This is a genomic window from Alkalihalobacillus deserti (genome assembly GCF_020734105.1).
GTDB classification, from domain to species: domain Bacteria; phylum Bacillota; class Bacilli; order Bacillales; family Bacillaceae_D; genus Halalkalibacter; species Halalkalibacter deserti.
Genome location: NZ_JAJAFR010000003.1, coordinates 392777 through 407066, shown reverse-complemented (window position 1 = coordinate 407066; position 14290 = coordinate 392777). Strand labels below are relative to the sequence as shown.

7 protein-coding genes and 3 pseudogenes are annotated in these 14290 nt (G+C 37.1%); 2 read left to right on the top strand and 8 right to left on the bottom strand.

Annotated elements, in window-relative coordinates:
- The first annotated feature begins 110 nt into the window (after positions 1–110).
- Positions 111–1493, top strand: a complete 1383-nt coding sequence (gene gdhA, locus LDX58_RS08440; protein ID WP_227936374.1) for an NADP-specific glutamate dehydrogenase — start codon at positions 111–113, stop codon at positions 1491–1493.
- Between the two features lie 381 nt (positions 1494–1874).
- Here the strand turns inward: gdhA and hcp are convergent, their stop codons facing one another.
- The 4 genes and pseudogenes from hcp to LDX58_RS08420 form a co-directional block, all read right to left on the bottom strand.
- A complete protein-coding gene (gene hcp / locus LDX58_RS08435) occupies positions 1875–3161 on the bottom strand; it encodes a hydroxylamine reductase (protein WP_227936373.1) in 1287 nt (428 codons plus the stop codon).
- A 349-nt stretch (positions 3162–3510) separates the two neighbouring features.
- Positions 3511–4239: a pyruvate formate-lyase-activating protein gene (gene pflA / locus LDX58_RS08430; RefSeq protein ID WP_265416602.1), complete on the bottom strand. Its 729-nt coding sequence runs from the start codon at positions 4237–4239 to the stop codon at positions 3511–3513.
- An 86-nt stretch (positions 4240–4325) separates the two neighbouring features.
- Positions 4326–6555 (bottom strand): annotated as a pseudogene (pflB, locus tag LDX58_RS08425) (formate C-acetyltransferase).
- Positions 6556–6845: 290 nt separating this feature from the next.
- Positions 6846–7037, bottom strand: a complete 192-nt coding sequence (locus LDX58_RS08420) for a Rieske (2Fe-2S) protein (protein WP_308017481.1) — start codon at positions 7035–7037, stop codon at positions 6846–6848.
- Between the two features lie 605 nt (positions 7038–7642).
- On the opposite strand from LDX58_RS08420, the pseudogene LDX58_RS08415 reads away from it, so the two are divergent.
- Positions 7643–8952: pseudogene (locus tag LDX58_RS08415) on the top strand (MFS transporter).
- 110 nt (positions 8953–9062) lie between these two features.
- On the opposite strand, the gene msrB reads toward LDX58_RS08415, so the two are convergent.
- The 4 genes and pseudogenes from msrB to LDX58_RS08395 form a co-directional block, all read right to left on the bottom strand.
- Positions 9063–10019, bottom strand: coding sequence for a peptide-methionine (R)-S-oxide reductase MsrB (gene msrB / locus LDX58_RS08410; RefSeq protein ID WP_227936372.1), 957 nt, complete (start codon positions 10017–10019; stop codon positions 9063–9065).
- 10 nt (positions 10020–10029) lie between these two features.
- Positions 10030–10608, bottom strand: a pseudogene (locus LDX58_RS08405) (peptide-methionine (S)-S-oxide reductase MsrA); the annotation flags it as partial.
- Positions 10609–11991: 1383 nt separating this feature from the next.
- Positions 11992–13410, bottom strand: coding sequence for an amidohydrolase (locus LDX58_RS08400; RefSeq protein ID WP_227936370.1), 1419 nt, complete (start codon positions 13408–13410; stop codon positions 11992–11994).
- A gap of 145 nt (positions 13411–13555) precedes the next feature.
- Positions 13556–14281 carry a small-conductance mechanosensitive channel gene (locus LDX58_RS08395; protein ID WP_227936369.1) on the bottom strand — a complete coding sequence of 242 codons (726 nt, stop codon included), beginning with the start codon at positions 14279–14281 and terminating at the stop codon, positions 13556–13558.
- Between the last annotated feature and the right edge of the window lie 9 nt (positions 14282–14290).

Genomic DNA, 14290 nt, shown 5'->3' with positions numbered 1-14290 from the left:
CCGCATTAGGAGAGAGGATACTTAAGGTTCAAAAAGGGCGATCTTCCCTTTTGAACAAGCTCTATAAGATTTTAAACCATAAATTAACTTGTAAAAGTTTGGAGGAACACATGGCTACTTTAATACAACAACATCATGCGGAGACGCAATTCGCAAAAAGTTACGTGGCGGAGGTTTATGACTTAGTAAAAAAGCGTAATCCAAATGAAAGAGAATTTCATCAGGCTGTTAAGGAAGTTTTTGATTCTTTAATACCCGTACTAGAAGAGAATCCGAAATACATGGAACATGGCATTCTTGAAAGAATTGTTGAGCCTGAACGAGTAATAAGCTTTCAAGTTCCTTGGATTGATGACCATGGAACCGTTCAAGTAAATCGTGGATTTCGTGTCCAGTTTAATAGCGCAATTGGCCCTTATAAAGGCGGACTTCGTTTCCATCCATCAGTAAATGCAAGCATTATTAAATTTCTTGGTTTTGAACAAATTTTCAAAAATTCATTAACTGGTCAGCCAATCGGAGGCGGCAAAGGTGGATCAGACTTTGACCCGAAAGGAAAGTCTGACAGAGAAATTATGTGCTTTACTCAAAGCTTTATGAGAGAACTCTCTAAATATATTGGTCCCGATATCGATGTTCCTGCTGGAGATATTGGAGTAGGTGCTCGAGAAATTGGCTATATGTTTGGACAGTATAAAAAAATACGTGGTGGTTATCAAGCTGGTGTCTTAACAGGTAAAGGCTTAGCTTATGGAGGCAGTCTTGGTAGGAAAGAAGCAACTGGATATGGAACTGTTTATTTCGTCGAAGAAATGTTACGAGATATAGGACTAGGCTTTAAAGGGAGTACAGTTGTCGTTTCAGGTTCTGGCAATGTTTCAATCTATGCTATCGAAAAAGCTCACCAGCTTGGGGCCAGAGTTGTGGCATGTAGTGATTCAAGTGGTTACATTTATGATGAGCAAGGTATTAACATTGAGACGGTTAAAAGGTTAAAAGAGGTCGAAGGTAAAAGAATTAGTGAATATGTTGTAGAACATCCCCAAGCTCAATATTACCTAGGATGCTCAGGCATTTGGTCAATTCCTTGCGATATCGCTTTACCTTGTGCAACTCAAAATGAAATCGATGAAATAGCTGCTAAACTCTTGATATCCAATGGAGTGGTTGCTGTAGGAGAAGGTGCAAATATGCCTTCGACGTTAAAAGCAATATACCAATTCCATGAAAACAAAATACTCTTTGGTCCGGCTAAGGCTGTTAATGCTGGTGGAGTCGCTGTTTCGGCATTAGAAATGGCTCAAAATAGTATGAGACTTTCTTGGACATTTGAAGAAGTTGATACTAAACTACAAGAAATAATGAAAAACATTTATAGAAGTAGCATCAAAGCTGCACAAGAGTACAATGCTCCTGGAAACCTTGTAGTTGGGGCAAATATTGTTGGATTTAAAAAAGTAGCCGACGCCATGATCTCGCAAGGAGTTATTTAGCTTTTTAGAAAAAGTAGAGCTTACTATTAGTAGTAAGCCCTATTTTTTAATGAGTTAATTAGTGAGGATCGTGATATGCAGATAACCAGCCCTTAATCTTAAAAGTGGTTTTTGCTATCCTCACTTTAATTGTCCTTCTAAATCTTTTTATCCTTCATCATAACCTTCTTAACGTGGATAGACTACACCGATATCGACAACACAATGAATATTTATGCACACATGATCCAATAAATGGAAGAACAAGCTTCCCATTCATTCAGTGAATTGATGAGAAACTTGTTCTAATTTCAAATTTTCTTGATTTCAAATGTGGTCTAATGGCTATTTTTCAGCCTTCCCCTTTTGAAGAATCTTGATGTACCAAGGATTTTACAAACCCTATTGCAGCATAGCCTTCATATCTTCTTCAACCGTAGTAATTAATTTCAGATCAAAAGCTTCTTGCAACACACCGAGTACTCCAGGTGTAATCCATTTAGGAGGCTTTGGTCCGATCCGAATATCTTTTATTCCTAAACTGAATAACCCTAGTAAAATCGCAACAGCTTTTTGTTCGAACCAAGATAAAACGATGCTAACCGGTAGTTCGTTCACTTCACAATCAAACGCTTCTGCTAATGCAAGCGCAATTTTCACTGTTGAAACAGAATTGTTACATTGGCCTAAATCGATGTAACGTGGAATTCCCGTGTCGGCAACGGTACCAAAATTATGATCATTGAATCTGAATTTACCACATGAAGTCGTTAAAATGACCGTGTCATTTGGAAGTGTCGTTGCTAATTCACGGTAGTAATTGCCACCGAGTCCTGGTGCATCACAGCCGGCGATAACAAAGAATCGTTGAATTTTTCCAGCTTTTACTGCACTGACAATCTCCGGTGCAATTCCGACCACTGTATTATGGTGAAACCCTGTTGTTAATTTTTCATCACTTTTCATATCAGCTTCTGGTAGAGAGAGCGTTTTTTCAATAAGTGGTGAGAAATCATCGTTTTCGATTTTTTCTACTCCCTCAAGACCCGCAATATCATAAGAAAAGAATCGGTCAGAATATGTTCCTTTTATTGGCATAACACAGTTGGTTGTTGCTAAAATAGCTCCAGGAAACTTTTCAAACAAACGACGTTGATCAAACCATGCTTTTCCGATGTTTCCTTTTAGATGAGCGTATTTCTTTAATTCAGGGTAACCATGCGCTGGTAGCATTTCTGAATGGGTGTAGATATTGATGCCTTTCCCCTCCGTTTGCTTTAATAATTCTTCTAGGGCAAACAGATTATGACCTGTTACAATAATCGCCTTTCCTTCGACTTTGTTCTGTGAAACGGTTACTGGTTCAGGAACTCCTAGTCTAGTTGTATGCGCTGTGTCTAACAATTCCATTACTTTTACAGATGCTGTTCCTACCTTCATCGCCATATCAATGTGTTCTTGCATATTAAAATTTGAGTTTGTTAAAGTCATGTAGAGCGCTTCATGTGTAATAGCATCAACTTCCGGGTCCGAATAGCCAAGTTGTCTGGCATGTGTCGCGTATGCTGCAATTCCCTTTAAGGCAAAAACAATTGTATCTTGTAAACTTGCAATATCTTCATTTTTTCCACAGACACCAATTATTTGGCATCCTCCAGATGGGGTTTGTTCACATTGATGACAGAACATAATAAATCTCCTCCGATTTCAAATAAATTTTTTCTCTTTATAAGATGTATTTTATATACTTGTTAATGAATTATCTGTGATATTCATCACAGTTTAGGTTTATTTTTCTCAGTCAATCTCCTTATGATTGATAGGTCCGCGCTTTTTGTGAGGTGGTGCATTTTTTTTGATGAACAGTATCGAAAAATCGATATATTTTTTTCAATAGATAAAAGTAAGATTTAGTTAAATGAAAATTCAAACTAGTAGATAACCAACATTTCAGATTTAACAATTTTATGTAAATCTTAGTTAGAATGCCAACGCCGATACCAAAAAAGCCATTGAGAATGAGATCTCAACAGCGTATTTATCTGATTTGAAGCAATGTTTTCGCTTCAAGAATTTTGTCTTCCCTTGGTGGTTCTATATCTTCTAGCACATACTCTAATCCTAGTTCCTTCCATTTATAAACACCTAGTTTATGATAAGGGAGAACCTCGACTCGTTCTACATTTTTTAAATTTGAAATAAATGCACCTAATGCTTTTAGGTCACTTGTATCATCACTTATCCCTGGTACCAAAACATGACGAATCCAAATTGGAATGTTTTTTGAAGATAGGAGTTTAGCGAACGATAAAATGTGCTCATTTTTCATTCCAGTTAACGCCTGGTGCTTGCTTGAATCCATATGCTTAATATCTAACAAAATTAAATCTGTTAATTCTAGTAATCGATCTAATTTCCTCAAAAATTCTGGGTGCTCCTGAAAACAGCCACCAGATGAATCAAAGGTCGTATGAATCCCAAGTTCTTTACATTTTGTGAACAGTTCAATTAAAAAATCAATTTGTAACAGCGGTTCGCCTCCAGAGACGGTAATTCCACCGTTGCTACTTTCGAAATATGGGAGATAATGCACCAAATCATTCATGATTTCATCAACAGACATCTCTTTCCCTTCTCCAATTTTCCAAGTGTCTGGATTATGACAATACTGACAACGCAGTAAACAGCCTTGCATAAAGACGACGTAGCGAAGCCCTGGTCCATCTACTGTCCCACATGACTCAATCGAATGTACCTTTCCAATCATAATAACCCCTCTTTTTCTATCAAAGGGAGTAACAACCCCCTGACAAATCAGGAAGGTGCATTCTCCATCTTCTTTTTATTGATAAACTATAGTGATTCGTGGAATGTCCGGTTTATGACATCAATTTGTTGGTCTCGCGTTAACTTGATAAAGTTTACGGCATAACCAGAAACACGAATGGTCAATTGTGGATACTCTTCTGGATGTTCCATCGCATCAAGTAATGTTTCACGATTGAACACATTGATGTTCAGGTGGTGACCGCCTTGTTTTGCGTAGCCATCAAGTATTCCTACTAGATTTGTAGTACGGTCTTGTTCTTCCTTGCCTAATGCTTTAGGCACAATGCTAAATGTATTCGAAATCCCATCTAGTGAATCCTCATACGGAATTTTAGCAACTGATGTAAGAGAAGCAAGAGCCCCTTTCTTGTCTCGACCATGTAGCGGATTAGCACCAGGCGCAAATGGTTCACCAGCTTTTCGACCATCAGGTGTATTTCCTGTTTTCTTTCCATAAACAACATTACTTGTAATCGTTAAAACGGACATCGTCGGAACCGCGTTTCGGTACGCTTGATGCTTTTTCAATTTATTCATGAACGTCTTCACAAGCCATACAGCGATATCATCGACTCTTTCATCGTTATTTCCGTATTTCGGGTAGTCTCCGTCGATTTCATAATCAACAGCAATACCGTTTTCATCTCGAATAATTTTTACTTTTGCATGTTTAATCGCACTTAAACTATCGGCCGTTACTGATAATCCGGCAATTCCACAAGCCATTGTACGAACAATCTCTTTATCATGCAGAGCCATTTCAATTCGCTCATAACTATATTTGTCGTGCATGTAATGGATCACATTCAATGTATTCATGTACAATCCTGCTAACCAGTCCATTACCTTATCAAATCTTTCTAATACCTCGTCATATTCTAAATAGTCTTTCGTAACAGGAGCAAATGACGGCCCGACTTGAATCTTTAACTTTTTCGTCTACTCCACCATTAATAGCATATAATAATGTTTTTGCTAGATTTGCACGAGCTCCGAAAAATTGCATTTGTTTTCCAATTTTCATGGCACTTACACAACAGGCAATTCCGTAATCATCGCCAAAATGAGCTCTCATTAAATCATCATTCTCATATTGAATCGAACTTGTTCTGATCGACATATTTGCACAATAGTCTTTGAAACTCTTCGGTAATTGATTAGACCAAAGAACGGTTAGATTAGGTTCTGGAGCAGGTCCTAAGTTGTCTAGTGTGTGCAAGAAACGGAACGAGCTCTTTGTTACTAACGGTCTCCCATCGACTCCAACACCACCGATTGATTCCGTAACCCAAGTCGGGTCCCCACTAAATAATTCATTGTAATCAGGGGTTCTTGCAAATTTAACTAGGCGTAGTTTCATCACAAAATGATCAACAAGTTCTTGCGCTTTAACTTCCGTTAATCGACCCTCTCTTACGTCTCGTTCAATATAAATATCTAAAAAGGTCGATGTCCGACCTAAGCTCATTGCTGCACCATTTTGCTCTTTAATTGCAGCAAGATAAGCGAAGTACAACCACTGAAACGCTTCTTTTGCTGTTTGCGCTGCTTCTGACAAATCAAATCCATGAGAAGCAGCCATCACTTTTAACTCGTGTAACGCTCTAATTTGTTCAAAGATTTCTTCACGATCCCGAATGACCTCATTTGACATCACACTGCTTGTTGATTCGAGATCTTTTTGTTTTTGTTCGATTAAGTAATTGATGCCATAAAGTGCTACTCTGCGATAGTCACCAATGATTCTCCCGCGACCATAGGCATCAGGTAAACCTGTGACAATTCCAGACTTTCGCGCTAATTTCATTTCTGCTGTGTACGCATCGAAAACACCTTGATTATGTGTTTTGCGGTAGTTTGAAAATGTCTCTACTACGTCAGAATCTACTTCATAACCATATGACTTACATGAATCCATTGCCATGCGAATACCACCGTATGGTTGTAAAGAGCGTTTAAAAGGCTCGTTCGTTTGTAACCCAACCACTTGTTCTAATTCTTTATCTAAATAGCCAGGGTCATGAGATACGATGCTAGATACAAGCGCCGTATCCATGTTTAAAACTCCACCATTTTCTCTTTCTTGCTTAGTCAGCTCCATTATTTGCGCCCAGAGTTTGTTTGAATTCTCTGTTGGTTCTGCCAGAAAATATTCATTTCCGTCATATAAGGTGTAGTTACGTTGAATAAAGTCGCGTACATCAATTCCCAATTGCCATTTTCCTTTTTTAAACGTTCTCCAAGACTCTTTCATGTTTAGTCCCTTCTTTCAATAAAGATCCAAATTTAGTTTTCAACGAATGTACTTTTAGTAGGTGGAAGAAAAAGCTCCACTTTTAGTCAAGTTCATTCAATAATGTAAAATGAACTTGAGTAACTAATATCACACGGCTAGATTATAGTAAGCTTACCCAACCGTGTAGAATTAGCATAAAAGATTAAAAGAATTCCTCTTACTTATAAGTTTATAGATTATGAGTAAAAACTAATGTGATAATAATCACAATTGATCATTGGAATTTTGACAATATAATGAAATTATTTTTATAGTGTGATAACCAAATCATTTTCAACGACTTTGACTGGATAGATTTTAACACTCCCTTGATCAGGAGCTTGTACAACACCGTTGACTAAAGAGATTTTCCAGTCATGAAACGGACAAAATAAAAACTCTGCACTAAAAAGTCGACCTGAAAGTTTTCCCCCTTTTGGGTGTGGACTTTTATTTTTAATAGCTCTAACATCGCCATTGGATAAACGAAATACGACAATTTCCTTTTCTCAACTTGAACGACTTGACCAATGGCAATAGGTAATTCATGAAAATTTCTAATTCGAATTTGTTTGTTGCAATCACATAGCCTCTCCTTCTTTATTCCGTAACTATTGTTACTGGTTCGGATCCGGTTCTGCTCCGAAAATTGTAACCTCATAAAGATCAGGATTTATTTTTAACATTTCTTCAATGACTCGAACACCTGCATCCCATTACCAATCAATATTAGTTTTTTCTTATTCCTATGAACCCCTCCAACTTGTGTATTCATTCACAATATATTTCTTATCCTCATTGTAGGAGATTTTCTGAGTGGAAAATGTGAGAAAGATCACATTAAGAGAAATAAATTTTCATCATTGTTTTTAAAATAAAATTATTATTTTTTCTGTAATCAAACCTCCATCTCTTCCTTTATATATACATTTTCATTTCTCTATACAATGTCAATCTATGTGCGATTATGTGACATACATCACTTAAAATTATTCATATTGTTTGTATGATTTGTTCTGTAATCAAGATTAAACAAATGAACTTCAATACTTATGGGGGAATAACAATGGCACGTATAACAGAATGGCAACCAGAGAATCAAGAGTTTTGGGGAAGAGAAGGAAAACGACATGCTAAAAGAAATTTATGGATTTCAGTACCAACACTAATGCTAGCATTATTGTCTGGCAGGTTTGGTCAGTGGTTGCAGTTCGCTTAAATGATATTGGATTTCAATTTACGGAAGAGCAATTGTTTATGTTAGCTGCGACACCAGGCTTAGTTGGTGCTTCATTACGGTTTGTTTATACATTCGCCGTAGGGAAATTTGGGGGCAGAAACTGGGTTGTCTTTTCAACAGGGATTTTATTGATCCCAACACTTGGGATTGGGTTTGCCGTACAGAATCCTGATACACCTTACTGGGTGATGATTACGCTTGCTGCTCTTTGTGGTTTAGGTGGAGGAAATTTCTCTTCGGCTTCAGCAAATATCAGTTTCTTTTTCCCGAAAAAAGAAAAAGGAACCGCTTTAGGAGTGAACGGTGGTTTAGGAAATATGGGGGTATCTGTCGTTCAGTTTGTTACACCGCTTATTATTACAGTTGGAACATTTGCTTTTATTGGCGGTGAAGCTCAGGTACTGCCAGATGGACAAGAAGTCTGGCTTCAAAATGCAGCCTTTATTTGGGTCATTCCCATTATTATAATGACCATTATCGCTTATTTTGGAATGGATAATCTTCCTACAGCTAAACAATCTGTCAAAGATCAGTTCATAATTGTAAAACGCAAACACACTTGGATTATGACCGTCTTATATGTAGCAACATTCGGTTCATTTATTGGCTACGGAGCTGCTTTTCCACTTTTATTAAGATCGCAATTTCCAGAATATATAGCATTAGCCTTTTTAGGAGCCTTTTTGGCTGCTGCATTCCGACCTGTAGGAGGTTGGGTTTCAGATAAATTTGGAGGAGCACGAGTTACTGCTTATGTTCTGGCTGCTATGAGTCTTGGAGCATTATCCGTTATCTATTTTCTTGGACAGCAACATTTTGTTGGCTTTTTACTATCATTTTTAATTCTTTTCATTGCAGCAGGTATGGGATCTGGATCAACCTTCCAAATGATTCCAATCATTTTCCCTGTTAAAGAAGCAGCTCCTGTTCTTGGGTTTACAGCAGCCTTTGCCGCTTATGGGTCTTTCTTTATCCCTAAGTTATTTGGATGGTCTACTGGAACTCCAGTAACAGCTTTATATTACTTTATTGGATTTTATATCATTTCCATTGCATTAAATTGGTTTTACTATCAACGTAAAAATGCAGAAGTTAAATGTGATCAAGCTATTAAAGGGGTTAAAAAGGCCTCATAATTTCTTCTGATCTTAGAGTCATACTCACATAAATTAAGAGTTAGAAACATGAAGCTACACAACTTGCTAAGCAGCCTGCCTTTAGACTCAAGAGGTTCTCTTGAGTCTCTTTACTTCCGCTTAAATACAGCAAGATACTCCCCATACCCCTCACTCTTTAAATTAGATTTTGGAATAAATCGAAGAGCAGCGGAGTTTATACAATAACAGCGCCCTCCCTTTACTTTAAGTCCGTCATCAAATACGTGTCCAAGATGAGAGTCTCCGTATAAACTTCGCACTTCTGTTCTGATCATCCCATAGCTATGATCGAGGCTCTCCTTAATCTGATAAGGTTGAATGGGTTTAGTAAAACTAGGCCAGCCGCATCCCGCGTCATATTGTTCCGTTGATGAAAATAAAGGTTCTCCTGTGACTAGATCGACATAAATCCCATCAAGTTTTTGATCATAGTATTCATTTTCAAACGGCTGTTCCGTTTTGTTTTTTTGTGTAACTTCATATTGTATAGCTGTGAGTTTATTTAAAAGTTTCATATCCTCTTTATCGATTTGCCAAAACCGCTTAATAAATTCGGCTCTCCCTGATTGTTTAAAAACATGAAGATAATGAAAAGGAAGTTTACGATAGTAATTTTGATGTTTTTCTTCTGCAGGGTAGAAATTTGGCGCCTGCAAAATTTCTGTGACAATAGGCATTTGCCACCTTCCACTTTTTGTTAGTCGATATTTAGATTGTTCTGCCTGTTCTTTTTGTGACTGACTATTATAATAAATTGCAGAACGAAATGCCTCCCCTCTATCTTTAAATTGCCCGTTTACATCGGTCGGATCAATGATTCTCCAATATACCTCAAGCAATTTTTTGTAAGGTAAAATCGCTGAATCGAAGTTGATCTGAATGACTAATTGATGTCCTGTATTGCCAGACGTAACCTCTTCAAAAGATGGATTTTGTAAATAACCTCCTGTATAGCCTGTCATTACTTTCTCCACTCCAGGGACCTCTATAAACGGAGGCACCATAAACCAAAAATGTCCTCCTGCAAACATGGCCACCTCATTCATTAGATCACTCCTACCATTTTAACGAATTGATGATTGTCATAACGGATTTACAATCGTTCTCAGAAAGTCCCCAAGTCTCTACATCTTTTCTTACATCATGAAGAGATCCAAATTCACGAACAAAACCATTTAACCGTGCCACTAAAGTAGAATCAATAACTTCTTGATGGGTTGGGAAACAATCCATAACCGTTTTATATGCTTTTTGAAACCGTTTCAAATAGTATTTCTGGTGCTTATCTTCAGCAAGGTAAAATGCTTTATAGGGACTAATTTCCGTTTGGATTTTTCCATTTAAATCTTTTTCCCATTTCTGTTTTAATTGATATGCTTTTTCTTTTTGTAGCTCATTGCGATAAAGAAGTAATGACATATATTGTCTTCCCCGATAACTACTAGTTTTCATTGCATTATGGTGCATCCAAAATAGGTCTAAAAGCTCCTTGAGATCAGTCATACTTGGATCGTAATCAATTTCAATTGTTTCAGTATGATCACCCATTTGACGGTAAGTAGGGTCTACCTTAGTTCCTCCTGCATAACCGACACGAGTACGAATCACTCCTGGAAGATGCCCGAACCGAGCATCTGGGCTCCAGAATCAGCCCATGCCAAATGTAACTGTTTTAATTTTAGGAACTTGCTTTGTTAATATTTTTACATCTATTTGAGGATTCATCTCTTTACCTCCTTTAAGTCATTCAATTATTATAGCTTAATCATATACCAACGTAACTACACTTTACTAAATGAACCGTTAGAGATAGGTGTAAAGCATATGCTGCTCGCTATGAAAATAAGGTGTCTCCGTAAAAACCACCTAGATATGATGCCTTCATAAATTTTGAAATCATGTATAAACAATTCTCTTAGCTCTATAACAAGAAAAACATATGCCATGATTCTCTAAGTAAGTAATTCCCCTAAAAGAAGAGTTGATCATAAAAACGATCAACTCCTTGAATAGTTATTTTAAAACCCCTTCAATCATTATAAAGTAAATGACTACGAACAAAAAATAGGCAAATGGTGAAATTGTTCCTGAGGTTATAATTACTAAGTTGTATGAAGCAGGAATAGACTTATCCATGTTACAGAATATGATGCACTTAACCCTACGTTTAGAGAAAGTGAGCCAACACTAGCTGCGTTAGCAAAAAAGTATCGGAAAGCGCCTATATTGTCTAACGGAAAATTACATGAACTAGAAAAAGCAAAAGAACTTATAAAAAAAGGGAAGCCGATATAATTACTATTGGTACAGGGGCTTAGCTAATCCTGATTGGGTTAACAAAGTTCAAAATGGTGGAGAATTGGAAGGATTTTCTCTAGAGAAATTTTTACACCCAGTAGCAAAAATAAAGAAACCTGAATAATATTTCCATCAATTACCATTTATGTATTCAGAATTTAACTATCTTAAACCTTGGGAAATATGAATACCAACAGGATGATTAGATCCAGCTTCTTTACGAACTGTTTGTGAAACCTCTACGAAAAGACGAATGCGATTTTCTGTTGAACCTTAAAAGCTGATCTAAAATATAGCTATTCGGACCGTAAATTTAAATACCATTAAATCCGGTTTCTTTTACACGTTTTGCTGCCTGTATCAATTCTTTTATGTCTTATTTTCATTAGGTATTGGAAATTCTCCGTTTCTACCTTAAAATCCAAGCTGTTCTCCTTTTGGCTTAACAGCAGAAGGTCCAATTGTTTCATTTCTGTATAAGTAGCAGAGTTAGTAGACCTTAAAGCTTTGCTAGATAGGTCATTTTATCAAAAAGTGAAAGTTGAGTTCTTTATTTAACAAAGCTTTCAAAACTAAGTTTTTAGGACCTAGTGGTGTTCTGTTAAAGATATGGTTGTTTTATCTCTCTCTTTTAAATCGACTGTATTTTTCATCAAGATAAAACTACAGAGAAGGTTACGATTTATCCCTTCTCTGCACCTGAGAAAGTTTTGATCTATTTTATTTAACTTCCTCTTTACTTTTTCGAATTAGGGGCCTAACATCTTCTGGTATCCCAGGTACATATTGCTTTCCTTTTGTACTCCTATTAAACTCTTCCTTAGCCTTCTCAAGAATATTTCCTTTATTGACCAACAAATCATAAGCTGTCAAAGACATGATTTGAGCTGCTAAATGCATCCCTTTATAACCTATGGTTGACCCAAAAGAAGCAGTCGCCTGCCAAGAATGAAGTTGAACGCCAACAGGAGCACAAGTTGTACTAATCATGCCAATAGGTGTAATCCAACTAACGTCGCCAACATCAGTTGAACCACCAAGTGATTTTCTATTCAGTTCCTTTTTATATTGAACGTTCGTGGGAAGTAGCTCATCAACGGTACTACCAAACAGGCCAGTTACACTTGCTACTGTCTGATCAATGGAATTCACTAACTGTTTTGCAAAACCTTGTTCATCTTCTGTAAATAACAAATCAGTAGATTCTTGCATGTTTTCATACATAAGCTCATTTAAATGTTCATTAGGAAGAGTTTCATATGCAAATGCTTCTATTTTAGATTCTACATTTGTTTCCGTCATCATGGCTGCACCTTTTGCAATTTTCTCGACTCTCGTGAGTAATTGATCAACTTGATCTTTACTTGCTCCTCTCAAGTAATACCATACACTGGCTTCATCTGGAACAACATTGGGCGCAAGGCCACCATTTGTAATGACATAATGAATTCGTGAACCATCTGGAACATGCTCACGCAAATAGTTTGTTCCTACATTCATAAGCTCTACACCATCAAGAGCACTTCTCCCTGCATGAGGTGCTGCGGCAGCATGCGCTGAAATACCTTTAAAATGAAATTTAATAGAAACCATCGCTTGCATACTCATATTCATTACGATGTTCGAGTTACCAGGATGCCATGTTAAAGCACAATCTAAATCATTAAAGACCCCTTCTCTTGCCATAAATGTTTTTCCAGAAAGAACCTCTTCTGCCGGACAACCATAGTAACGGATCGTTCCACTAAGCCCCTCCTCTTTCATTACTTCCTTTAAAGCTATGACAGCTTCTACACCAGCTGTTCCAAGTAAATTATGTCCACACCCATGTCCTGGACCATTTGAAACAATTTCTTCTTGAATTGCACTTACGTGTTGAGAAAGTCCTGGCAATGCATCATATTCACCCAATATCCCGATAACTGGTTTACCAATGCCATACTCAGCAACAAATGCTGTATCAATTCCACCAATATTTGACTGAATGTTAAATCCCTCTTCTTCTAATTTAGATATCTGTAAATTAGAAGCATACTCTTCTTCATATGCTAATTGAGGATGGTCCCAAATTTTTTTCGCCATTTCAGTAAACTCCGACTGATACTTGTTTATTAATTGTAAAATATTTTGTTTACTCAAATCTAATCACTCCATCATAAATTTAAACTTAAGTTTCAGATCGATCCTCTTCATCTAAAATATTTCTAACAGGTTGTTCAAATATAAACAATTCCATGCAACGTGGCAACGTGCGAAACTCTGTATTCTTTTTCACATTTAATTTTTATTTTACTTCCTTCTGTCTTTTTAATTTTTCCAAAAGCATGCAAACCACCACTGTTCCAAGGATACACAAAAAAGTTTGCAAAGTACGTGGTACCGGACCTAAATTGACGAATAATCCAAAGGCAATTCCAACAATTCCCCATACCGGTTTTTGAATAGCAAATTGCGCGATTACTCCTCCAAATATGGCCGGGAGAACAAATCGAAATGAATTGACTACTGATTCAGGCATAAGAGATATCAAATATGAACCACCTAGAACAACAAAGATAAGGATGAGAATATTAACTAGCGAGGCAGTAGCTATAGCCAGAGACGCCGTAATCTCACCTTTTTTTGTCCCAGGTTCCGCACCAATAACACTTTGGGCAACTGATGCACTAGGAAGGCACATATTTCCAATATTTCCAGTTAGAAAGGCAAGATACGTACCAGATGCACCTAGCACTGGATAATAACTTATAGGCTCAATTACCCATACTAATGCAATAATTGATGCATATGCAGCAAAGCCCGAGATAATTACCGTCCAACCCGGATGAAAACCAAGAACAAATGAAAGATAAAGAGGGACCATTAATGTTAAAATGATAACCGCCCAAATTGACAAACGTCCCCAAAAGTGCGCCTTAGCTTGAAAACGATCAAAATCCATCATTTCTGAATTTACCGCTTCCTTACCTTCTTTCATACCAATGTTTCTTGCTTCATTACTATATGACATTCATCATCC

Excerpts from the sequence above, each read along its gene's own strand:
- gdhA (WP_227936374.1), top strand. The coding sequence starts at position 111 with ATGGCTACTTTAATACAACAACATCATGCGGAGACGCAATTCGCAAAA.
- hcp (WP_227936373.1), bottom strand. The coding sequence starts at position 3,161 with ATGTTCTGTCATCAATGTGAACAAACCCCATCTGGAGGATGCCAAATA.
- pflA (WP_265416602.1), bottom strand. The coding sequence starts at position 4,239 with ATGATTGGAAAGGTACATTCGATTGAGTCATGTGGGACAGTAGATGGA.
- msrB (WP_227936372.1), bottom strand. The coding sequence starts at position 10,019 with ATGAATGAGGTGGCCATGTTTGCAGGAGGACATTTTTGGTTTATGGTG.
- LDX58_RS08395 (WP_227936369.1), bottom strand. The coding sequence starts at position 14,281 with ATGTCATATAGTAATGAAGCAAGAAACATTGGTATGAAAGAAGGTAAG.